A 22705-nucleotide genomic window follows, 5' to 3' on the forward strand; every position below is an offset into this window, starting at 1 on the left:
GAACAGTGATCGCCGCTGTCGAGGACGGCCTCCAGTGTTTCCAGCTCCGATGAGGTAAGCTCGGAAAGCAGGCAGGCCAGATGATTAAGCTCGTCCAGATTTTCATACTCGCTCAAATGGTCATAGAGCCCCAGCACATCCCCATCGAAAGAGGTAATAAAAATTTCCTGATAGCGGACTCCATCCACGCCGATCCGTTTCAAGAGAGCCTCCACCTTCTGGGCGGTTGTGGGAAATTTCAGTGTTTCACCCACAAGTTGGCCCTCGCTGTACTTCCCCGCGTTGGTAACGTAGGCTTCAAACAGGGTCGCCATTAGCGGCGGCCCTGTCCCTTGACGGTCAGGATGCCCTCAAGGGTTGTTGCCGTAATTCCCAGCCGCTGGGCCACGGCAATATCATTTTTCATGGCTTCGGTCATACTGTGCCCGCAAACAACCAGCACATGAGAACGGCGGAGCAGGTCACGGCTCATGTCGATGCCGCTTTTATGCTCCTCGGGAACAGCATCATTGAGAAACAGGGGCAAGTACAAAGGCGGACAAATAGGAGAAAAGCCTGCCTCATACACGGTGCGGCAATACTGCGCCGCCAGTTCTGCGTTTTCGCTATCGCCGCCGAGCCATGCAGCGGTGATATAAGCAAGGGGTCGTTTCATCGTTCATACCTCCGATATTTTAATAAGAAAGTTCAACCCAAACCCCACGCCCTTTCCCAGTCTTGGGAAAGGGGGCGGCTCTGGAGGATATACCCCCGCCGCTTGCCGGGGAAATAGCACAGCCGGGGCAGACCGTCAAGGGCGAGCCGCCGAAAACGGCGGTGCGCTGCACCCTTGACGGCCCACTCCCGGCTGTACTAAAAAACAGGCGGCGACGGGGGATATATACCACCAGAGCCTCTGCGCGAGGGCGGGGCCCTCGGGACAAAGTGTCTCGAAGTTGTTACTTGTCAAGTTCCTGCTTTTTCGGGGCTTTTGCCAGCTCCGGCGGCTGTTTTTCTTTCCAGTCATCCAGCAGGGACATAATCTGTTCTTTCATTTTGGCGGGAGTGACCTCCTTGCCAAAATACTTTTCCAGTTCCGCAGTAGAAATAATCACGCCTCGATCCTCCTTTTTCTGTTCTGATAAGATGCCGTCAATGACATCGCCGTTGAGCTTGCCTTCCTTATCCAGCTCCCGGAGCCGTTTAGCTTGGGCCAGCGAGGGCGAAGCCTGCTCCCCGTCAATGGAAACAGCAATAAGCCTCTGATTTTTCGGTTTGATGTAGGAAAGCTCCACGGCAGGCATGAAGCCCATCTTTTTATCGTCTACCTTGTCCAGAAGCTCCGGCACAAGGGAGTTGAGCCGCAAGTAGCGCATGACCTTTTTATAGTTCATTTCATGCGCCTCGCCCACAATCTCAACCGAGCGTTTCCCGACATCGCCTTCCGCAACGCCTTTCAGCCGCCCGCCCTGGTGCTTGATGTCCTCCACTTCCAGCTCCAGCAGGGCGGCCAGTTCGCTGGGGAGCGTCTGATCCCTCTGCTTGTTGCTGTCCTTCATGGCCTGAACCGCTTCGTGGTCGGTCATTTCACGGACGATAAAGGGCATTTCATCCAACCCGGCCAGTTCACTGCCGTGGGTACGGCGATGACCCGCTACAATTTCATAGCCGTTTCCATCTTTCTCCGGGCGGGCAAGACCGGGAACCATTACACCATTTACGCGGATAGAAGCAACGATTTCCTGCATCTTCGCATCGTCCCGTACCTTAAAGGGGTGCGGACGGAATGTGTGAAACGGATGAACCTCGGAAAGTTTCAGATAAACCAGCTTGCCTTCCTCAACCGGGCGGGGCGGTGTAGTCGGCTCGGGAGCTGTCTGTTCCGCAACAGTCTCCTTCGGTGCCGTATCTTGTGCGGGCTTAATGGGCTCCTTGGCATCCGGAGCCTTTCCATCGCTTCGGGACACTTTGTCTCGTTTGGACGGCTTGGGCTTGTCAGGGGCCGCCTTATCCGCCTTGGGTGGGCGGCCCTTGCGAGCCCCAGCCGATTTCTCCGCTTTCTGATTTTCAGTCGCGGCCTTTTCTGCTTTCGGCGGACGGCCACGGCGCGGCTTTTTCGGTTCCTCCGTATTGGCGGGCTGCGGTATTTCTCCGGAGGCTGCCGCCTCCGGCGCTTCGGGGGTTTCCGCCTTTTCGACTTCGGCGCGGGCGTTCTGTCTCTTTTCTGCCATAAGCTCATTGATTTTGTCAAAGGACACAACCACATCGCCGGGCTCAGGTATGGCAGGCCCGGTCTGTTCCTGCTGGGGTTCAGATGTTGCGGCCTGTTCTGGTGTGGCGATAGGCTCGGCGGCCTCCGGGGAAATATTCTCCGCAGGGCCAGTATTCAGTTTTTCATCGGCCATTTACGATCCTCCTTTTCGTTAAAGTTGCACAAATTAGAGTGCTAAAATTTTGTAGTTATTTTTGTGCCTCCTTTCCGTCTATCCACGCAAAAAAGCCGCCCGTTTCTCATGCCGGACGGCTTTTTGCGTAATGTGATAGATCAAATATTATTTTTTCTGGTTTGCAGGCTCCGAAAAGCCTTGTATTTACAGTGTTCCTAATAGGAAGTAATCATATTATGTAAGATTCAAAAGGAGAAGGTGGTACAGGAAAATCTTGCAGCGGAAAAAATATGCAATCCGGGTACTCATTCTTGCATCCCATCTGGAATTATATAACTCAGAAGGTAAACCCGTAATATTTATCTATAAGGCACAAATAAAAAAGGGAAAACGAAACCTACCTAAGAAGCACCAGATGATTGGAGAAATTATCGAAGCAAAAAACGGCATGTATTTTGTGGGTTCGGACATCGAACTTGTTGATGTAGGTCCCGTCCTCTTTGTTGACAAGAATGACGTTCCCGCAGAGGATTACAGTAAACTCAGAGAGATGCTGAAAGGTGTTTTCCTTGAGAAGTATTATGATTATAGCGCGGAATGAACGAATCATCCCTGCCGGGGTGTAAAACAGCCTCCCGGAAAATGGGAGTTCACCGTGCTCCGGCCCTGTCAGAGCAATCAAGGCCAGCATTCTATTGTTTACATGGATAATAGTATGAAATATATCGAAAAATTGCTATAATAGTAATAATTCCGGTAAGGTCAAAACCTTCTTTTGAACTTTCTTGATTAACCGTTCACTGGAAAAGTGTGTTCATTCTCCCTGGTGATTACTGTCATAACTGATGGAGAGGATTAGATATATGCTTATCTTTGCTACTATGATAAATGACGTTGATGATCGTGCATTTATGCAAGAAGTATATCAACAGAACGAGCGCCTGATGTATGCAATCGCATTAAAATATGCTTCCAACACACAGGATTGTGAAGATATTGTTCATGATACGGTTGAAAAACTTTGTAAAAATATTGCCAAGATAAAAGGACTACCGAATTCCGCACTTCGGGCATACGTAGTTTACGCGGTCAGAAATACGGCCATAAATTTTAGAAAGCACCAATCAACGATAAACCGCCATATTCAACAATTATCAGGTGATGATTCAAACAGTGAATACGATCAGCCTGAATCAATAATTGAAAGAATAGAAGACCTCCAAGAAAAAAGAACCAGCCTGACTAAATTGTGGATGCAGCTTACTGATGCCGAACAAGAATTGCTGTATAGAAAATATGTTCTAGAACAAACAACAGAAGAACTCGCAGGAATTTTTCAGTGCAGCAGAGACAGTATCCGGATGCGTCTTTCACGCGCAAGGCGAAAATCTCTAAGGTTAATGAAAGGGGAGGGTACGAATGACGAGACACGAACGACTGCTGGAAAACTATGAAGATGCATATTTTGCACTGTTGATGGAAGATGTTGCACAAATGGAAAATGCCCGGTTAGACCGGTTCAACACAGAATTGCAGAATGACCCTCACGCCGCAGTTCCTGAAGAACTCACAAAAAGGTGTTTGAAAACAATAAATGCGCATTTTTCAAATATGCGCAGAAGCAGCAGCCTTAGAATTGTAAAAAAGGCAATTAACCTGGCAGCAATATTGATTGCAATTTCAACTCTACTTTTTACATCAGCATTTGCAATTTCCGATGAATTTAGAACAGCCACTCTTAATTTGGTGATCACTGCAAATGAGAAGTACACACAATTGAAAATGAAGCAAGAGGATTCCCCTCAAGAATCCGGCAACTCTATGGTTACAGACAACAATGAATTTTTTAAAAATATACGTTTGGCATGGCTTCCTGACGGATACGAATATTTATCAGGAGAATACGATTATCAGGCCATCTTTGCAAACGATGAAAATAACTGGATAATCATTAACAGGTTTGATGGGACTTCTACTTACAATGTAGATACGGAGGGAGCCGAAATAGTAGAGGAAATCATGATAAATGGGAACTCTGGGTTGCGCATTGTAAAAAACGACCAGACACATATTGCCCTCGCAAATACTGACAAGAATATTTTTATTGACATTTGTTCATCCGAGCACGTACCGGGTGAAGTAGTTGAAAAAATAGCCCAAAATATTTTTGTGATTGATTAGGTTGCAAGTCGCGTTTTATGTGTCCTTTACAAAGTATTTCCCCTGAGATGCCAGGCAGTCCATTCCGAACCACGGCGAATCGCCTTGGATCAATCCTAAAGTGAACGGCTGCGTATTCAAAATTTATAGAAAATGACCTGGGGTCATATTTTTGGCTTGTACGAAGCACTGTGATTACTGATAGAAAGGCAGTGTGCCGTAGTATTTAGATACCGTAGAATCATCTTCGACATACTTAGCGACATCTTTAGGACCATATCGCAGCAAAAAATAATCCAGATCATGTAGCTTTTTGTAGATGTCATTTACAATTTCCATCCTATGGGTTTCTTTTGCCTGTTCCGTCTGATCCATGAGATACTGAAGTTCGGATTTAAGATTTTCATTTTGAATGAATGAATTTATTTCTGACAACAGACCAATGAACCCATCTGCATCATAGAGATTCGTTGTAACAACGGGCGTTCCATACTTGGCATAAAATTCTTCTATGGAAAGCTTTTCTCGTTCACATACAGCATCCATATCGAGACCACCGTCAACTGCCCAGCCAATTTGAATCTCTCCGGTCTGATGGAAGTAATTCCAGTACAAATTATTGGGATCTGACAGTTGCTCAAAAAGATCTCCATTCATATATTTATGCTCAAACCACAAATTTGCAGTCTTAACCACCTCGGTCAGATTTTCTATTTGCTGTTGAGACATTCCTTCGGTTGCTTGTTGGCGTGCTGCAAGAACGTCCTCTTCCGTTGGCACATAATTTTTCGCATGCTCTATATCTGAGCCTGATTTCTCTGAAACATTTTCATTCGAAACAATGGGCACTTCAGAATGATCAGAATCAGAACATATCGCATCTTCTTCACTGGTGACATGGATTGCTAAACCCACACAAACAGCCAAGAAAAAAATAAATATGCACACAGAGAGCCAGCTTTTAGAAATATGAGACGGAAACTGCATTTTGTGATTGGACATCTTTTTCCCTCCAAATAGTTGCGAATCTTTTTATGGATAATATTGCTTTCTCGTAATATAGAACAAATATTCAGGAAAAGTGTAACATAATAAGGGAATACGGAAAACCTGCCATCCAAAATCATTTGAACGGCAGGCTTTTCATTTTATCAACAGCAGATCAGTTCATTTAACACAATTTCCTCCACCGCGCTGCGGATATTGTTCATTGCCCCGACCCATGTCAGTTGGCCAGCAGCTTTCATCTGCTCCGTGATGCCCTGCGCCTGAGCTATCTGCTCGATCAGCAGCCGCAGCATTTCGTTTGCTTCACGGTCGATTTCATTGAGATGATGTGTCAATTGGCCGGAGACCTTTAAATTGATATAGACTGCTCTGCGGTGCTCCTTCAGATACTTAAGCCGCATTCTTCCAAAGCGCCCGTAGGTGGCAGGTTCTTCTTTCGGCATAAACAAGTTCGGTACATAAAAATTTTCATTTTCTCGGTAGGTAATTTCCATTATGTGATTGTCCTTTCATGTGGTCAAATCTGACCCTTATTTTGATCCTTTAGCGGGTTGTCCCTTATAAAACAACTGGACTGACTGGTACAGAATTTTATAATTTCAGAACTAAATATCACATATTTCAGCCAAATAGGTTATAAAAAACGAATCCTATCCTCTTCAAATCCCTCCTTCCGCGCCAACCACGCAATCCTTGTGATTGCATGGTTTTCTTTATATTTCAACGTTTTCAGCCGTTTTAGGCGGTAAAAATATTTTCCATTACGACAATAAAAAACTCAAAAAAGACATTTTATCTTCGATTTTACGAACGGAACCCCCTCGCTGCAAAAGTGAGGGGGTTTCTTTTGCTTTATTCAATTCCAGTGACTGTCTCCACCCTCTCCAAATATTCCTCGATCCATCCCTGTTCCGCCATGACAATCTCTTTCCCGATCTTCTCCGCATAGGCCCACTCCAACCGTGCCCCGGCACTCTCACGCCAGCACACCAGGAGAACATCCGTCGGCAGCTTCACCTCTTATTGACTTTTGTATGCGGCCTGATAGAATAATAAGGTAGAAAGAGGTGCATGGAATGGATACTGGTTTGAAAATCGTCTGCTGCATTAGTCTCGGTATTCTTTTTCTGTCTGTGCTCTTGTGTTTGGCTATTTAAGTCCCTCCGTCCGGAGGGACTTATTTTTTACGCTATTCCCTCGTCACGCTTCTGTGCTGCGCTCTGTCTGCCAATCTGCCCCAGTCTCCACGAATCTGATCGTACCAGACAGCAGATCCTCGCATCAAAAAAACAGTTCCTGTTTTAGCTTCATTGGCGGCAGATTTTTGTCAAGACACAAAGAAAGAAGCCCGAAACCTGACGGTTTCGGGCTTCTTGTTGAAAAGTTCGCTCTTCGGCGCGTGATAGAAATATCAGCGCTTGGAGAACTGGGGAGCACGACGGGCGGCCTTCAGACCGGGCTTCTTACGCTCCTTCATACGAGGATCGCGGGTCAGGAAACCGGCCTTCTTCAGGATGGCGCGGTTATCCTCGCTGGCCAGCAGCAGAGCGCGGGCCACACCGTGACGCAGAGCGCCGGCCTGACCGGACACGCCGCCGCCGGTGACGGTAGCCACGATGTCCATCTTGCCGGTGTTGCCGGTAGCCTCCAGGGGCTGACGGACGACCATCTTCAGGGTCTCCAGACCAAAATACTCGTCGATGTCACGACCATTGATGGTGATGGAGCCGGTGCCGTTGGGGAACAGATGGACGCGGGCCACAGAGGACTTACGGCGGCCGGTGCCATACAGATAAGGCTTCTTAGACTGATACATTCTCTTACTCCTCCTTACTCCAGCACGATGGGCTTCTGAGCCTGCTGCTCATAGTTGGCGTCAGCGTAGATGTGCAGGCGCTTCAGAGAATCCTTGCAGACGGTGTTCCGGGGCATCATGCCGCGGACAGCCACACGCATAGCAGTCTCGGGCTTCTCCTGCATCAGGATGCGGTACTTGGTCTCCTTCAGACCGCCAATCCAACCGGAGTGAGTCCGGTAAATCTTCTGCTCGGGCTTCTTGCCGGTCAGGACAGCCTGGCCAGCGTTGATGATGATGACGTTGTCACCGCAGTCAGCGTTGGGAGTGTAGGTAACCTTGGTCTTGCCGCGCAGCAGGTCAGCAGCCCGAACGGCGGTCTTGCCCAGGGGCTTACCGGCAGCGTCCAGGATGTACCACTTGCGCTCGATGTTGGCCTTGTTCGCCATAAAAGTGGACATGGATCGTTTCCTCCGTATATAAATTTGATTTCTTTACAAATCAAGAGCTCCGGGGTAAAATCGGAGCATGGATAGTTATACCATGATTCCTCACCCATGTCAACACGGTTTTTATTTAACTCATGTAAATCTCTTAGAATCTCTGTTTTTCTCTTATTATCTCTCGAAATCTAAAATTGTATTTTCAAAAATGCCGCAGGGGCATGACATCCCCTGCGGCAGGACAAGCTATGTACCCTTACAGCACCCACTGCGCCAACAACAGCAGCACGAAACCCGGCAGCCCCAAAACGCCGACGGTCAGGGCGTTCAGCAGGTTCAGTCCCAGCGCAACACCGGTGACGGCAGCGGTGGCGTTCACCGCCCACAGAGCCAGAAACCCCAGTGCCGTGTTCATCAGCAGCTTCAGGGCAAGGCGCAGGGGCGTCCGGAAGATCCGCAGCAGTGTGATGAGAAAAAAAGCCAGCAGCAAGCCGGCAATGATTTTCTGATTCAGGTCCATACAGCCCCTCCCTTGGCGGATCCCGCCGCCACAGGCTCCCGCGCCTTCAGCACCCGGAGGTAGTAATCACACCGGGCCTTGGCAGCGCTGATGCGGTAAATACAGGACTCCACCAGCTCCGGGGCCGTTGCCTGATCGAATTGCCGATAAGCCAGAGCCAGCTCACTCTGGGCCGCTTGCAGTTCCGCCCGCAGCGCTAGCGTTTCCGAGTCCGGGGCGTATTTTCTGGATTGTTTCATCATAATCTCCCTCCCACCGCCGGAGCAGTTCCTGTCTCGGCACTATCAGTTTACGGAAAGTCTTGACAAATATACCATTTTTCATACAGGAGGACTCACATGACAAAGCCGCATGAATACTATATGTCTCAAGCCCTGGAATTGGCCCGGGAAGCCGCCGATGCCGGTGAGGTCCCGGTGGGGTGCGTCATCGTCCGGGACGGGGCCGTGATCGGCCGGGGCCGGAACCGCCGGGAGGAAAAGCAGGCGGTCTGCTCCCACGCGGAAATGGAAGCCATGGCCCAGGCCAACGCCGCGCTGGGCAGCTGGCGGCTGGACAACTGCGCGTTATATGTGACGCTGGAGCCGTGCCCCATGTGCGCCGGGGCCATTCTCAACGCCCGGATTCCCAAGGTGTTCTACGGTGCACGGGACAGTGCCTTCGGCGCCTGCGGCGGCGTGACCAACCTGTTTATGGAGCAGTTCCCTCACCGGCCCGCTCTGGTGGGCGGAATTTTGGCAGAGGACTGTCAAGCGGTGCTGGCGGAATTTTTCGAGAAACTCCGTCAGGGAAAGCCTTCGACATAGAGTTTTTTAAAAGTCCAGAAAAAATTTAAAACTTTTGTAACAACTCCTGCTGGTTTGCTTAATAATTCTCCTGTATCTTAATACTTGCAAGAGACAAAACTTCTTTTCATCCAATCTTCCCAATCATATACAAAGAGACCGTCGAAAGACGGTCTTTTTGTATGTCTGCCGCAAAAACATGGCCCTGACGGAAGCCGTCAGGGCCATGCACTTTTTTATTCTTCCGTTTTGCCCTTTGCAGCGCCGGACATTCTCATGGCTCTTTGGAAGCCCTCCAGAGCGGCGGCACCGCCCAGCGGCAGCAGAGCGGCGCTGTGGCCGTCCGCCAGCAGCGTCACGGCCAGGATAGCCGTCAGGTCGGCATAGAACCCGAACATCCGGGGCCCGCCCGCCTGAACAGCAAAGCCGGAGAGCCGGTAGGAGGCCAGGATCAGCAGCATCAGCCCCAGCAGCTCCAGGTAGTAGTTCGCCAGCACCGGGTCAACGGAATACAGCCGGTAGGCGAAGATCAGCCGGGCCAGCAGCAGCACCGGCACCGCCAGCAGAATCTGTGGTTCCGTATCCGGCGTTTTGCGGCAGATGGCCACGCCTGCCAGCAGGCAGATCCCGGCGACAACGGCCAGCAGGCCCATCACCACACCGGAGCGGCCGGTCCCAGCGCTGACCGTAACGATCTCCATGCCGTCCGCAGAAACCGCCGTGACCGTCCGTCCAAACGCATTGGCGATCTCCAGCACACCGGAAAATGCCATGACGCAGCCGCCGGCCAAAATCCCAAACAGCCCCTCCTTGTCATTCCAGTTCAGGAGCCGTGACAGCGGGACCTCCACCGGCCCCTTGGGCAGCTTGCTGTTCATCCGGAACAATATCACCGCCGACAGCGCCAGCAGCACCGGCAACAAAATTCCCGGAATACTGCCGGGAATGGGCAGTCCGGTGCCCGGTTCAAACCCGGTCATGTTTTGCAGCAGCCGCAAGGACATACCCGCGGCGCCGAGGCAGAGAGTCAGGAGGGACTTTTTATCGCACTGCTTCATCGCTATGATCCTTTCAAAAACAGCCGCCGATCCTTAAATAGAGAAAGCGGCCAAACGTATTTTTTTATTATAGCATGGCTTGTTTCGCTTGTCCACGGCAGTGCGATTTTTATCTCCTTTTTAAGTTGATTGCCGCTTGGTCAACCAACCTTTCTTTATCAGGGGTGCAAAACAGGAGCAGGGCATCTTTCGGCCTTGCTCCTATTTATTTTCAGTATGTGCTATTCAGTCCGCCAAAGCAAACGCTTATTCAACACTGTTGTAAACTTCCATCCCAAGAATTCTTACGATCATCCCTTCAAGGTATTCATCCTCGGCCGTATCCACCGCACCCAGCCTATGTACGTCTTCAACCTGATACAAGACCGCATGATAGACAACTGTGCCGCCGTCTTTCAGACGCATGGGGATCGGTACCAGAAGAACGATCGCCAGCAAGACGCAGATGCCGATCATCACTTTCTTTTTCATGCAGCCATCCCCCTCTTTTCAAATTTGTCATTTGCCTTATACCAATATAGACGCTAAAAATCGCAAAATGTCCCTGTATGTATAGCATACAATACTTTTTCTGCTTTCTCAAGCCCACCATCCGCTCACGAGGACAAGCTTACCTGTATGCAGATGGTACAGAAAAGCCCGGGAGGATCTTTCCTCCCGGGCTTCTAATACATGCGGTTATATACAGTAATTCAGGGCATGGCCCGGACCAGACCGCGGGCACAGTCCACCGTGACCATCGTGCCGTCCGTCAGCCGCTGAACAGCGCCGGCGGCTCCCACGATCACCGGCTTGTCCAGAGCCAGTCCGATGGTGGCGGTATGGCACTCCACGCTGGCTTCCTCAGTGATGACCGCCGCCGCCTGCCGGATATAGGGCAGCAGCTTATTGGTGGTATAGGGCACCACCAGAACATCGCCGGGCTGGAATTTCTCCGCCACCTCGTCAGTGCTGCGGCAGATGCACAGCGGACCGGAGGCTTTTTTCTCCCCGATGCCCACGGCGTTCACCAGAGCGCCGCCCACCTGCTGAATTCGGATCATATTAGTGGTACCGGCTACACCCACCGGCACGCCGGCGGTGACTACCACCAGATCGCCCTCGTGGACCACACCCGCCTGCGCCGCCGCCTGAACAGCAAAGTCCACCAGTTCATCAGTGCTGCTGGCGTAGGGCATCATAATAGGCTCTACACCCCAGTACAGGGCCATCTGCCGCCGGACCTGCTGATCCAGCAGGCAGGCGATGATGGGGGTGCCGGGATGGAAGCGGCTCACCAGCCGGGCGGTAGTGCCCCGCTGGCTGACGGTGAGAATGGCATCCGCTCCGATCTCCTGCGCCGTGGTGCAGGCGGCGTGGGCGGTAGCCGCCGCCACGGAAAGCCGGTTTCGTCCGCCAGCCATCTGGGTCATGCGCTTGACATGGTTGATGTCACTCTCCGTCCGCCGGGCGATGGCGTCCATGGTTTTCACGGATTCCACCGGATATCGGCCTGCTGCCGTCTCGCCGGAGAGCATGATGGCAGAGGTGCCGTCATAGATGGCGTTGGCCACGTCGGTGATCTCCGCACGGGTGGGCCGGGGATTTTCCATCATGGAATCCAGCATCTGCGTAGCGGTGATGACCGGCTTGCCGCAGGCCACACACCGGGCGATCATATTCTTTTGGATCAGGGGGATCTCCGCAAAGTCGATCTCCACACCCATATCGCCGCGAGCCACCATGATGCCGTCCGCTGCGTCCAGGATCTCCGGAAGATTGCTGACGCCCTCCTGATTTTCGATCTTGGCGATGATCCGCATCCGGGAACCGGCCTTGTCCAGCACGTGCCGCAGTTCCCGCACATCTGCGGCGGAACGGACAAAGCTGGCTGCCACATAGTCGAACCCCTGCTCCGCGCCGAAGAGGAGATCGTCCCGGTCCTGCTGGCTCATGTAGGGCATATTCAGCCGCACACCGGGGACATTGACCCCCTTGTGATTCTTCATATTACCGTCATTTTCCACTCGGCAGCGGATCTCCGTCTCGCTGGTCTCCAGAACAGTCAGCCGCACCAGACCATCGTCCAGCAGGATGGTATCTCCCGCTTTGACGTCACCGGGCAGTTCTCCGTAGGTGATGGAACAGCGGTGCGCATCGCCCTCCACCTGAACGGTGGTCAGGGTAAATTCCTGGCCGGCGGTCAGATGGACCCGTCCGCCGGCAAAGTCCTTCAGACGAACCTCAGGGCCCTTGGTATCCAGCATGGCCGCCACCGGGGCGTCCAGTTCTTCCCGCAGCGCTTTCAGCGCGTCCAGCCGCGCCTTATGCTCCGCGTGGGTCCCGTGGGAAAAGTTGAAGCGGGCCACGTTCATCCCTGCCTGGATCATCTCCCGCAGGACGCCTTCCCTGTCCGTGGAGGGACCAAGGGTACATACAATCTTTGTCTTTCGCATCTCACGCACTCCTTCCGCCATTTCAAAAGAAACGCCGATTCTCTCCCATTATGAAGTAATCGTTTTTCTCAGTCATTTTATCACAAACCTGTTCTTATGAAAAGACAGCAATCTGTAAAATTTTCATTTCAACTTTTGAAGCTCTGCACAAAAGGCCCCCCGCCAAATCCCCGTACAGATGCCGTCCGCCAATTTTTTCGTACTTCCCGCCGGAACCGTTTGCTTCTTTCCGGCTTCTGCTATATAATTGCATATAAGTTAAATTTCTCACCGCCCTGCGGGGAACGCATCAAGGAGGTAACATATGCACTACATCGGTATTGATCTCGGCGGCACCAGCATCAAGGGGGCCGTTGTCACAGAAGGCGGCACGATCCTGAAGGAAGCCTCCTGCCCCACCCAGAGGGAATTGGGGCCTGAGCACGTGGCCCGCGAGATCGCAGGTCTGATCACAGCTCTGGCGGAAGGATACGATCCCCAGGCGATCGGCGGCGTGGGCGTGGGCTGTCCCGGCATTGTGGAGGATCACAGCGGTATCGTCCGCTACTCCGCCAACCTCCATTGGGAAAATTTTGATCTCCGGGCCGCCGTTCAGAAATACAGCGGTTATACCGTCCGTCTGGCCAACGACGCCAACGCCGCCGCGCTGGGCGAGGTAGTAGCGGGCTGTGCTCAGAATGTGGACAGCGCCGTGATCCTGACGCTTGGTACCGGCGTAGGCAGCGGTGTGGTGCTGAATGGAAAGATCCTGACGGGCTGCACCGGCGGTGCAGCAGAGCTGGGACACATGGTGGTGGAGGACGGCGGCGCGCTCTGCGCCTGCGGAAGAAAAGGCTGCTTTGAAACCTACGCTTCCGCCACCGGTTTGATCCGCATGGCGAAGGAGGCCATGGCCCAGCATCCGGAAAGCCTGCTCCACGCCACCGCCGCAGAGGTTGGTGATGTCAACGGGCAGACCATTTTCCGTGCCAAGGAGCAGGGGGACCCTACCGCCGTCGCCGTGGTGGAGCGGTACATCCACTACCTCTCCGTAGGTATCGCCAACGTCATCAACTGCTTCTATCCCGAGGTGGTGGCGCTCTCCGGCGGCATCGCCAATCAGGGAGAGGCGCTGCTGGCTCCCCTGCGGGAAGCCGTTGCGCCCCAGGTCTATGGCAATCAGTATTTGCAGACTCACACCCGCATCCTCGGCTGTACGCTGGGCTACCACGCCGGGATCATCGGCGCGGCCATGCTGCCCACTGCCCTATGATCGCATAATCATCTGCCAAAAACCGCCCCGGGCTTGCCGTGAAGCAAGGCCGGGGCGGTTCTTCGTATGTTTCTATTGCAGATTTAAAATTGAATGGGCCTTCTTTGGCAGCCGTGTTACTTGTTCTTCCGCATCATGGCCGCGTCAGCATCCAACAGCTGCTGAGAGGCATCCTCCAACTGCGCCGTCTTCTCGTAGCGGTCCGCCAAGCTGCTCTCCACCAGCTTTTCCTGCGGTTCGCCCCGGAAAACCAGCTTCAGCAGGATCGGCGTCAGAATCGTGCCGCCTACCACGGTGATGACCACCGGTGTCATCATCGCACTGCTGAGAACGCCCATGGACAGTCCCCGGTTGGCTACGATCAACGCCACCTCGCCGCGGCAGACCATGCCCACACCCACCTGAATGCTCTCCCGTTCCGTAAAGCCGCAGAGTTTTGCGCCCAAGCCGCAGCCCGCCAGCTTGGAAATAACGGAGATCACCAGCAGCAGGACGGAAAATGCCAGCATCCCGCCGCTGACGCCGTCCAGCTTGACGTTGATACCGATGGCGGCGAAGAACACCGGCGTCAGCAGCAGATAGCCAAGCGGATTATACTTGGACTGGATATAGGTTCCCTTGGGGGTGCAGGCCACGGCCAGACCGGCGGCATAGGCGCCGGTGATGTCCGCCACGCCAAAAAACTCCTCCGCGCAGTAGGCCATCACCAGGCAGAGCACAAAGGCCAGAACGGAGTTGCGGTGGGTGGACCAGCCTCCCTGCCGCTTCAGCATCCAGCAAAACAGGCGGTTGGCCCCCACACCGGCCACAGCCGCGAAGATAAAGAAGCCCAGGATCTTCAGCAGGACCAGTCCAACGCTCTCCCCGCCACCGGCCAGACTGCTGACCAGAGTCAGCGCCACAAGACCCAGCACATCGTCGATCAGGGCTGCTGCCAGAATGGTGTTGCCTACCTTCGTTTCCAGCTTACCCATCTCCTTCAGTGTCTCCACCGTGATGCTGACGGAGGTTGCCGTAAGGATCGTGCCCACAAATACATTTTCCAGCATACCGTTGCTCTCAATCAAGCCTGCGGCGGCAGCGCCCCATGCCAGAGCCGTACCCATGAGCAGGGGCACGATCACACCCAGCAGAGCCACCCAAAAGCCAGCCTTGCCGCTGTTTTTCAACTCGTTGATGTCCGTTCCCATACCGGCGGAGAACATCAGCACGATGACGCCCAATTCGCTGAGCTGGGAAATAAATTCAGTTTCTGTCAGAACATTCAGTCCCGCAGGGCCAAGGATCAGGCCCGCCAGCAAAGCGCCCACTACCTGAGGCATCTGAAACCGCTGTGTCAGAAGGCCCAGCAGCTTCGTACTTAACAAAATCAACGCCAGATCCAGTAAATAATGGTATGACACAAAAAACTCCTCTCCATGCGGTTCCACCGCATACACACATTTTTTCACAAGGCCCTTATTCTATCGCTTTCCCCGATTTTTGCAATGGTCGTTTTGCACAAAACAGCCGTTAATTTTTGTTAAGATTTCCTAAGCAAGCTTTTACAGAGGTGCCTGTCGTTTTTTCCGGCCAGCGGCGCTATGTTCTGTTCTCTGCAAGTGTTTAACATTTGTTAAAAATTTTTTCACACTTTTTCTCGCAAAACCGCCTATAATCTCCAAAATGTGATTTTTATTTTACTGACACGCCGCGTTTTTTCCGCGGCTGAGAGGATCCTGATTATGAAGCTGCCTCTAATCGATTACCGTCAGTTCCGTCTGAGCCGGCTGAATACCCCGCAGTTCCGGCATCTGAAGCTGCTGCTGTTCTGGCCGATTTTCAGTCTGGTATTCTGTTATCTGGAAAACTACCGCCCTACCGTCTACTACGCCCCCATGCGCTGTGCGCTGGATCATTGGATCCCCTTCTGCAAGTGGTTCGTCATCCCCTACGCGTTCTGGTTTCTCTTTGTAGGAGGGATGCTGCTCTACACCTTATTTTATAACATTCCCGCTTTCCGGCGGATGATGTGGTTCATCATCCTGACGTACTCCTTTGCTCTGGTGACCTACCTTCTCTTCCCCAACTGCCAGCATCTGCGGCCCACACTGCTGGGCGGCGACCTGCTGACGCGGTTCACCGCAAAGCTGTACGCCGCAGACACCAACACCAACGTCTGCCCTTCTATTCACGTCATTGGCTCCTTTGCGGTGTACTTCGCTGCCCGGGACATCCGGCGCTTCCGCGCCAAGGGCTGGCGGCTGGGCTTTCTGACCATGGCCGTGCTCATCAGCCTGTCTACCGTATTCCTCAAGCAGCACTCCGTTCTGGATGTGCTGGCGGGGCTGGCTGTCTGCGCCGCAGCCTATCCCCTGATCTATCGGGTACCTGCCGGAGCCGCTTCTCTGATCCCCGCCGGAGGTCTTGGCCGTAAGCGGTTCCCAGAGCTGTAACACCTCTTGCCTTTCCCACTCTGTCCCTTTATAATAGAGGGACAGAGTTTTTTTGTCGCATCGCCCCATTTTCAGACGATACCGCGTAGGAGGAAGCCGCCATGCCCACGATTATCCCCATCACCGATTTTGCCGCCCCGGAACTGGATATTTATGCCCGGCTGACGGAAAATCAGCTTTTGAACCGGGCAAACCCGGCCAACGCCCTGTTCGTGGCGGAAAGTCCTCTGGTCATTGGCCGGGCGCTGGACGCTGGGTGTACGCCGGTATCCTTCCTGATGGAGACGAAGCACGTCAACGGCAAGGGTGCGGAGATCCTGGCCCGCTGTCCGGCAGATATTCCCGTCTACGCGGCGGAGCTGGAGGTCCTGACCCAGCTCACCGGCTTTCATCTGACCCGGGGGATGCTCTGCGCCATGCGGCGGCCGCCGCTGCCCACGGTGGAGGAGATCTGCGCCATGTCCCGGCGGATCGCCGTGCTGGAAAACGTGATGAACCCTACCAACATTGGCGCCATTTTCCGTTCTGCTGCGGCGCTGGGGATGGACGCGGTGCTGCTGACTGCCGCCGGCAGCGACCCCCTGTACCGCCGGGCCAGCCGGGTCAGCATGGGCAACGTGTTTCTGGTGCCCTGGACCTATCTGCCCGAAGGCGTGGATTGGACGGAAACTTTGCGGCAATACGGTTTCAAGACTGCTGCCATGGCCTTGCGGGAGGACTCCATCCGTCTGAATGACCCTCAGCTTGCCCGGGAACCCAAGCTGGCGGTGGTCATGGGCACGGAAGGAGACGGGCTCGCCTCCAACACCATTGCTCACTGCGACTATACGGTGATGATTCCCATGACTCACGGGGTGGACTCCCTGAATGTGGCGGCAGCCAGCGCCGTGGCCTTTTACCAGTTGGGGCTGATGAGCTGCCCAGAATGAATATTCCGCAAAATATTCATTCTATTATTCAAGCATTTGCCAATTCGTGAATGAATTATCTATTTTCCATGCAAATATGGCGTTTTTTAGCTATATCGCCATTTTTTTGCAGCAATTCCGTCCTGTGGCTAAAGGACTTCCTCTCCAAGGTTCTGTAAACACAATTTTTTCGATCAACGGTAAAAAGCAGACGCAGGATAAAACCTGCTTCTGCTTGAGACTGTCGATAAAGTAGTAAATTCTCCGCGACGGTAAGGAAGGGTGTGCGCGGGAAACCCAAGAGGGGTGTCCCGCACCATTAAAATCCTAAGTTTTCAGAACTTTTATGAAGTTCTGAAAACTTGCTCAGCGGCGAGAAAAGACTTTTTCGACACGCTGAAGCAGACGCAGGATAAAACCTGCGTCTGCTTTTTCGTTCTCAATTCACATATACCGGATATTCATAGGGCCGCAGCGCCTGAAGCTGGGCCCACCCCTGATCGCTGGCGATGATCCGGCCATCCTCCAAGGACAGGGCAAACCAGTTCAGTTCCCGGTCACAGTACAAGAAATGTTCGATTCCCGCCTGAGCGCCAAAAAATCCCGGCGCAGCAAATGTGATATTGGCGCAGTTGCTTTTCTTCTCCCAACGGATCATTGCCTGCATGCGTTCCCGACAGGTTTTCTCCACTGCGTCTATGGCAAACCGCCCAACGTAGCTCCGTCCCCAGATGCTTCTTTCCCCGGAAATCGTAACGGCTGTTTCACCGATTTTCTCTCCATCCTGCCAGATCCCAACTGTATAGGACCGCTCTACCTTTTGAAGAAACGCGCCGCTGCGATCCAAAATTCCAAAGATCACAAAGCCCGCTATCAGCAGACAGCAGAGTATCCCGAACCGGCGGCTCCAGTCCCGCCGCAGAGCGGAGCGGCTCTCCCGTATCAGCACCGTCAAAGCCGACCGGACGTCGATCTCCGCCGGTTCCTCCACCAGCCGTCCCTCCAGGAGACTTACCACCGAGCAGTGCAGCGCATCCGCCAGCGGTTCCAGCAGAGATACATCCGGAAACCCGGCCCCCCGCTCCCATTTACTGATCGTACGGTCTGATATATGAAGCTGGTCTGCCAGCTGCTTTTGAGTCAGTCCCTGTTCCTTTCGGAGCTGTGCGATCAGCGCACCGGTATCCGTCTGCCGCATAACGTATCCCCCTTTGGTTTTTGCTGGTTTGATTGTATCAAAAAGCCGGCACTCCCGCAACAAACGCTGCGTGGAGTGCCGGTTTTCCGCTTAATTCAGCATCCGTTTCAGATATTGCCCCGTAAAGCTGGCGGGACAGGCCGCCACCTCCTCCGGCGTGCCGGTGACGACGATGGTGCCGCCGCCGTCGCCCCCCTCAGGGCCAAGATCGATGAGGTGGTCGGCACACTTGATGACATCCAGATTGTGCTCGATGACCACCACGGTGTTCCCCGCGTCCACCAGCCGCTGGAGGACCTCCAGCAGCTTGCGCACGTCATCGGAGTGCAGGCCGGTGGTGGGCTCGTCCAGAATATAGATGGTCTTGCCGGTGGCCTGCTTGGAAAGCTCCGTAGCCAGTTTCACCCGCTGGGCCTCGCCGCCGGAGAGCTCCGTGGAGGGCTGGCCCAGCTTTACATAACCAAGGCCTACATCCTGCAAGGTTTGCAGCCGCTTTTTCAGCTTGGGCAGAGCAGAGAAGAAGTCCAGCGCCTCGTCTACCGTCATATCCAGCACATCAGCGATGTTTTTGCCCTTGTAGCGGACCTCTAAGGTCTCCCGGTTGTAGCGCTTACCCTTGCAGACCTCGCAGGGGACGAAAATATCCGGCAGGAAGTGCATTTCGATTTTCAGCAGGCCGTCGCCGGAGCAGGCTTCGCATCGGCCGCCCCGGACGTTGAAGCTGAACCGCCCCTGCCCGTAACCCCGACTTTTGGCCTCCTGTGTGGAGGCGAACAGATCCCGGATGTCGTTGAACAGGCCGGTGTAGGTGGCTGGGTTGGAGCGGGGCGTCCGCCCAATGGGACTCTGGTCGATGTTCACCACCTTGTCCAACTGCTCGATGCCCTCGATGCGGTCGCACTTGCCGGGGCGGACCTTCATCCGCATCAGCTCCGCACCCAGGCGCTTGAACAGCACCTCGTTCACCAGAGAGCTTTTGCCGCTGCCGGACACGCCGGTGACCACCGTAAAGGTGCCCAGGGGGAACTCCACGTCGATATGCCGGAGATTATTCTCCGACGCGCCGATGACCTTCAAAACCTTGCCGTTTCCGGGACGGCGGACAGCAGGCACCTCAATTTTCTTCTTTCCGGACAGATACTGCCCCGTCAGGCTGTCGGGGTTGGCCATCACCTCCGCCGGGGTGCCCGCCGCCACCACCTGACCGCCGTGAACACCGGCGCCGGGGCCGATGTCGATGAGGTAATCGGCGGAGCGCATGGTGTCCTCGTCATGCTCCACCACGATGAGACTGTTGCCCAGATCCCGGAGGTTTTTCAGCGTTGCCAGCAGCTTATCGTTGTCCCGCTGGTGCAGCCCGATGGACGGCTCGTCTAAAATATACAGCACGCCCATCAGGCTGCTGCCGATCTGGGTAGCCAGCCGGATCCGCTGGCTCTCGCCGCCGGAGAGGGTCCCGGCGCTGCGGGCCAGCGTCAGATAGCCCAGGCCCACGGACTTCAAAAAGCCCAGCCGGGAGCGAATTTCTTTCAGGATTCGATCCGCGATCAGCATTTGCTGCTCCGTCAGTGTCAGGCCGTCCATCCACACGAGAGCGTCCTCTACGGAGAGGGTGGTGAACTCATAGATGTTCTTCTCTCCCACCGTGACCGCCAGGGATTCCTTCCGCAGACGGCGGCCCTGACAGTCCGGACAGGGGCACTCGCTCATCAGCTCCTCCAGCTCCTTCCGGCTGGCATCGGACTGGGTCTCCTTATAGCGGCGCTCAATGTTGTTGCAGATGCCCTCAAAGGCCTGCTTCAGAACGCCCTTGCCCCGGGGCTGGTCATAGTGCAGCTCCAGTGTCTCCCCCTTGGTGCCGTAGAGGATGATGTTTTTCGCCTCATCGCTGAGACTGTTCCACGGCTCCGTCAGGGAAAACTTGTACTTTTTGCTCAAAGCGTCGAAGTACATCCGGGAAATGCCGTCCCCCCGGATGTTGTTCCAGCCGCTGGCCTGAATCGCCCCGTCCAAAATGGACTTTCCCCCATCCTGGATCATGAGGGCGGGGTCGGCCTTTAACTGGTTCCCCAGACCGGTACAGGTGGGGCAGGCGCCGAAGGGATTGTTGAAGGAGAACATCCGGGGGGTCAGCTCCTCCATGGAGATACCGCAGTCCTCGCAGGCGTAGTTCTGGGAGAAGGAGAGATCCTTTTCCTCCCGCAGAAGGTTGACGATCACCAGTCCGCCGGAGAGCTTGGCGGCGGTCTCCACGCTGTCCGTCAGCCGTTGGCGGATGTCAGGCCGGATAATGAGTCGGTCCACGATGATCTCGATGGAGTGCTTTTTGTTCTTCTCCAGCTTGATCTCCTCGTCCAGTTCGTAGAGGCTGCCGTCCACTCTGGCCCGGACATAGCCGGAGCGCTTGGCATCCTCAAACACCTTGGCGTGTTCGCCCTTTTTGCCCCGGATCACCGGAGCCATCACCTGAATTCGCGTTCCCTCCGGCAACGCCAGCACCTGATCGATGATCTGGTCGATGGTCTGCTGGCGGATCTCCTTGCCGCAGTTGGGGCAGTGGGGCGTACCCGCTCTGGCCCACAGCAGACGGAGATAATCGTAGATCTCCGTCACGGTGCCCACGGTGGACCGGGGGTTTTTGCTGGTGGTTTTCTGGTCGATGGAGATAGCGGGGCTGAGGCCCTCGATATAGTCCACATCCGGTTTGTCCATCTGGCCCAGAAACATCCGGGCGTAGGACGAAAGGCTCTCCACATACCGTCGCTGGCCCTCGGCGTAGACCGTGTCGAAGGCCAGAGAGGATTTTCCGCTGCCGGATACACCGGTCATCACCACCAGCTTGTCCCGGGGAATGGTGACGTCGATATTTTTCAGGTTATTGGCCCGGGCACCTTTTACAATGATATTTTCCTGCATGATCTGCTTTTCCGCTCCTGTTTCATGTAGTCAAAACCGGTTTTCGGTCATAGCATACACAAACCATTTTTTAATGTCAACTATGCGTTTAAATCTGCAAAAACGACATTTTTTTAAACTTTTATATTCATTCCGCAGTGACGTCCGCCGTCTGAGCCCCCAGCAGGGCAATGAGGTCCGCCGGGGCCACCTCCACCTGCGCGCCGATCTTTCCGGCGGAGACGCAGATGGTGTCGAACAGCTCCGCCGTCTCGTGGAACACCGTGGGGAACTGCTTTTTCATGCCCACCGGAGAACAGCCGCCGTGGACATAGCCCGTCAGGGGCAGCAGCTCCTTTTGAGGCAGCATGGCGATGGATTTCTCCCCCACCGCCTTGGCTGCCTTTTTCAGATCCAGATTTTCCGCCACCGGAATGTCGAACACATAGTATCCGCCGCCGGCGCCCTTTGTCACCAGGGTCTTGAACACCTGCTCCGGGTCCTGATTCAGATACGCCGCCACGGAGACACCGTCCACCGGGCCGTCCGCCGGGTACTCATGGGGCGTGTAGGCGATCTTCTTCTGCTCCAGCGTCCGCATGACGTTGGTTTTTTCTTCCTTGTGCTTGGACACAGATCTCACCTCTTACAAATACATCCGCAGCAATGCCAGGATCAGCATGTGGGCGGGATAAAAAGCGTAGCAGGCATACTGGATGGCCTTATTGTGAGCGCCCTGTCTGCCGTTATACAGCCAAATGGGGATCAGGGCCAGCAGCGCCAAGCCCTGCTCCGGGAATTCCAAGGTCCAGCTCCCCAGCGTCAGGGGGATGGTCATGCCCCCCAGCAGTTTGCAGTTCAGGAAGGCCAGTCCCGCCACCTCGCCGATCCAGCCGTGAGGGATCTGGCGGCAGAGGTAGAAGATCAGCACCGTGACCACGCCGCTGCCGTAGTAATCCACCATGCCGATCGTTCCCAGGAAATAACCCACGGGCAGGCTCAAAACGGCGGCGAGGATATACATCCCCATCCCTTTGCTCCGGACCTTTTCCAGCCCCAGCATCAGCAGAAGGGCGATGAAGAAGGTGAACATCACGTTCTGATGGAAGGGGAACACAGGGGAGGAGTAGTACAGGTAGTTAAAGGGGATCTCAGAGATCAGGGCAAAGACCAGCATCCGCAGCAGGTATTTTTTCCGGTCATGGGTCCGCTGAAAGCCCTCCGCCACCTGAAAGGCAAAAATGGGGAAAGCGATGCGGCCCACCGCCGTCAGCCACATGACGCCGGGCAGCACCGTGGCCCACAGGTGGTCGCAGAGCATGAGGGCCATGGCCAGCAGTTTTAAGGTCAGGCTGTCCAGACACCCCTTGGTTTTTGTGTGTTCCATAGTATGTTTTCCTTTGCAATGTTTTTTGTGTTTTTCTGTATGTAAAATGCCCGTTCGGAC

General features: G+C 54.2%; 25 protein-coding genes. 7 read left to right on the forward strand and 18 right to left on the reverse strand.

Translation table 11 applies throughout. The features are described from left to right. From H8Z83_RS07495 to H8Z83_RS07505, 3 genes are all read right to left on the reverse strand, one after another. The coding region (locus H8Z83_RS07495) for an antirestriction protein ArdA (RefSeq protein WP_187014460.1) at window positions 1-314 on the reverse strand (314 nt) is incomplete at its 3' end. Beyond that, window positions 314-655, reverse strand: a complete 342-nt coding sequence (locus H8Z83_RS07500) for a DUF7768 domain-containing protein (RefSeq protein ID WP_003020223.1) — start codon at window positions 653-655, stop codon at window positions 314-316. The genes H8Z83_RS07500 and H8Z83_RS07495, both read right to left, overlap by 1 nt. Before the next feature lie 283 nt (window positions 656-938). Next, window positions 939-2384, reverse strand: coding sequence for a ParB/RepB/Spo0J family partition protein (locus tag H8Z83_RS07505; protein WP_187014461.1), 1446 nt, complete (start codon window positions 2382-2384; stop codon window positions 939-941). A 256-nt stretch (window positions 2385-2640) separates the two neighbouring features. Between H8Z83_RS07505 and H8Z83_RS07510 the strand changes: the two genes are divergently transcribed. From H8Z83_RS07510 to H8Z83_RS07520, 3 genes are all read left to right on the forward strand, one after another. Next, entirely contained in the window at window positions 2641-2967 is a 327-nt protein-coding gene (locus H8Z83_RS07510; RefSeq protein WP_187014462.1) for a hypothetical protein, read from the forward strand. Between the two features lie 262 nt (window positions 2968-3229). After that, on the forward strand, window positions 3230-3820 hold the full coding sequence (locus H8Z83_RS07515; protein ID WP_187014463.1) for an RNA polymerase sigma factor: 591 nt from the start codon (window positions 3230-3232) through the stop codon (window positions 3818-3820). Further along, window positions 3786-4547, forward strand: a complete 762-nt coding sequence (locus tag H8Z83_RS07520) for a DUF4367 domain-containing protein (RefSeq protein WP_187014464.1) — start codon at window positions 3786-3788, stop codon at window positions 4545-4547. Before H8Z83_RS07515 ends, H8Z83_RS07520 begins: the two co-directional genes overlap by 35 nt. Window positions 4548-4721: 174 nt before the next feature. On the opposite strand, the gene H8Z83_RS07525 is transcribed toward H8Z83_RS07520, so the two are convergent. From H8Z83_RS07525 to H8Z83_RS07555, 7 genes are all read right to left on the reverse strand, one after another. Continuing rightward, complete coding sequence (locus H8Z83_RS07525) at window positions 4722-5528, reverse strand: hypothetical protein (RefSeq protein WP_187014465.1); 807 nt, start codon at window positions 5526-5528, stop codon at window positions 4722-4724. A gap of 149 nt (window positions 5529-5677) precedes the next feature. Continuing rightward, window positions 5678-6028 (reverse strand): TnpV protein, encoded by a 351-nt coding sequence (locus H8Z83_RS07530; protein WP_187014466.1) that lies wholly within the window; start codon window positions 6026-6028, stop codon window positions 5678-5680. Between the two features lie 358 nt (window positions 6029-6386). Then, window positions 6387-6551, reverse strand: coding sequence for a DUF4406 domain-containing protein (locus H8Z83_RS07535; protein ID WP_187014467.1), 165 nt, complete (start codon window positions 6549-6551; stop codon window positions 6387-6389). A gap of 394 nt (window positions 6552-6945) precedes the next feature. Further along, window positions 6946-7350 carry a 30S ribosomal protein S9 gene (rpsI, locus tag H8Z83_RS07540; RefSeq protein ID WP_187014468.1) on the reverse strand — a complete coding sequence of 135 codons (405 nt, stop codon included), beginning with the start codon at window positions 7348-7350 and terminating at the stop codon, window positions 6946-6948. Between the two features lie 14 nt (window positions 7351-7364). Continuing rightward, window positions 7365-7790, reverse strand: a complete 426-nt coding sequence (gene rplM / locus H8Z83_RS07545) for a 50S ribosomal protein L13 (protein WP_187014469.1) — start codon at window positions 7788-7790, stop codon at window positions 7365-7367. Between the two features lie 238 nt (window positions 7791-8028). Continuing rightward, window positions 8029-8292: a pro-sigmaK processing inhibitor BofA family protein gene (locus H8Z83_RS07550; RefSeq protein WP_187014470.1), complete on the reverse strand. Its 264-nt coding sequence runs from the start codon at window positions 8290-8292 to the stop codon at window positions 8029-8031. After that, window positions 8283-8534, reverse strand: coding sequence for a DUF2508 family protein (locus tag H8Z83_RS07555; RefSeq protein ID WP_243184828.1), 252 nt, complete (start codon window positions 8532-8534; stop codon window positions 8283-8285). Before H8Z83_RS07555 ends, H8Z83_RS07550 begins: the two co-directional genes overlap by 10 nt. Window positions 8535-8630: 96 nt before the next feature. Here H8Z83_RS07555 and H8Z83_RS07560 point away from each other — a divergent pair, with 96 nt between their 5' ends. Then, a complete protein-coding gene (locus tag H8Z83_RS07560) occupies window positions 8631-9098 on the forward strand; it encodes a nucleoside deaminase (RefSeq protein ID WP_187014471.1) in 468 nt (155 codons plus the stop codon). 215 nt (window positions 9099-9313) lie between these two features. Here the strand turns inward: H8Z83_RS07560 and H8Z83_RS07565 are convergent, their stop codons facing one another. The 3 genes from H8Z83_RS07565 to pyk all read right to left on the reverse strand — a co-directional run bounded on the left by H8Z83_RS07565 (window position 9314) and on the right by pyk (window position 12570). Further along, on the reverse strand, window positions 9314-10135 hold the full coding sequence (locus tag H8Z83_RS07565) for a hypothetical protein (RefSeq protein ID WP_187014472.1): 822 nt from the start codon (window positions 10133-10135) through the stop codon (window positions 9314-9316). 246 nt (window positions 10136-10381) lie between these two features. Beyond that, window positions 10382-10606, reverse strand: coding sequence for a hypothetical protein (locus H8Z83_RS07570; protein WP_187014473.1), 225 nt, complete (start codon window positions 10604-10606; stop codon window positions 10382-10384). A 221-nt stretch (window positions 10607-10827) separates the two neighbouring features. Further along, complete coding sequence (pyk, locus tag H8Z83_RS07575) at window positions 10828-12570, reverse strand: pyruvate kinase (RefSeq protein ID WP_187014474.1); 1743 nt, start codon at window positions 12568-12570, stop codon at window positions 10828-10830. Window positions 12571-12874: 304 nt separating this feature from the next. On the opposite strand from pyk, the gene H8Z83_RS07580 reads away from it, so the two are divergent. Beyond that, a complete protein-coding gene (locus H8Z83_RS07580; protein ID WP_187014475.1) occupies window positions 12875-13822 on the forward strand; it encodes an ROK family protein in 948 nt (315 codons plus the stop codon). Window positions 13823-13938: 116 nt separating this feature from the next. Here the strand turns inward: H8Z83_RS07580 and H8Z83_RS07585 are convergent, their stop codons facing one another. Next, window positions 13939-15225 carry a cation:proton antiporter gene (locus H8Z83_RS07585; protein WP_187014476.1) on the reverse strand — a complete coding sequence of 429 codons (1287 nt, stop codon included), beginning with the start codon at window positions 15223-15225 and terminating at the stop codon, window positions 13939-13941. A gap of 321 nt (window positions 15226-15546) precedes the next feature. On the opposite strand from H8Z83_RS07585, the gene H8Z83_RS07590 reads away from it, so the two are divergent. Continuing rightward, window positions 15547-16257, forward strand: coding sequence for a phosphatase PAP2 family protein (locus H8Z83_RS07590; RefSeq protein WP_187014477.1), 711 nt, complete (start codon window positions 15547-15549; stop codon window positions 16255-16257). 101 nt (window positions 16258-16358) lie between these two features. After that, window positions 16359-17186 (forward strand): TrmH family RNA methyltransferase, encoded by an 828-nt coding sequence (locus H8Z83_RS07595; protein WP_187014478.1) that lies wholly within the window; start codon window positions 16359-16361, stop codon window positions 17184-17186. Window positions 17187-17604: 418 nt separating this feature from the next. Here H8Z83_RS07595 and H8Z83_RS07600 read toward each other — a convergent pair whose 3' ends face one another. The 4 genes from H8Z83_RS07600 to H8Z83_RS07615 all read right to left on the reverse strand — a co-directional run bounded on the left by H8Z83_RS07600 (window position 17605) and on the right by H8Z83_RS07615 (window position 22645). Further along, window positions 17605-18363, reverse strand: a complete 759-nt coding sequence (locus tag H8Z83_RS07600) for a helix-turn-helix domain-containing protein (protein WP_187014479.1) — start codon at window positions 18361-18363, stop codon at window positions 17605-17607. A 90-nt stretch (window positions 18364-18453) separates the two neighbouring features. Then, window positions 18454-21279: an excinuclease ABC subunit UvrA gene (gene uvrA / locus H8Z83_RS07605; RefSeq protein ID WP_187014480.1), complete on the reverse strand. Its 2826-nt coding sequence runs from the start codon at window positions 21277-21279 to the stop codon at window positions 18454-18456. 127 nt (window positions 21280-21406) lie between these two features. Next, on the reverse strand, window positions 21407-21892 hold the full coding sequence (ybaK, locus tag H8Z83_RS07610; RefSeq protein ID WP_253098808.1) for a Cys-tRNA(Pro) deacylase: 486 nt from the start codon (window positions 21890-21892) through the stop codon (window positions 21407-21409). A 12-nt stretch (window positions 21893-21904) separates the two neighbouring features. Further along, window positions 21905-22645: a TraX family protein gene (locus H8Z83_RS07615; RefSeq protein WP_187014481.1), complete on the reverse strand. Its 741-nt coding sequence runs from the start codon at window positions 22643-22645 to the stop codon at window positions 21905-21907. Window positions 22646-22705: the final 60 nt, after the last annotated feature.

The sequence above is a fragment of the Dysosmobacter segnis genome, from assembly GCF_014297285.1.
Taxonomy (GTDB): Bacteria; Bacillota; Clostridia; order Oscillospirales; family Oscillospiraceae; genus Oscillibacter; species Oscillibacter segnis.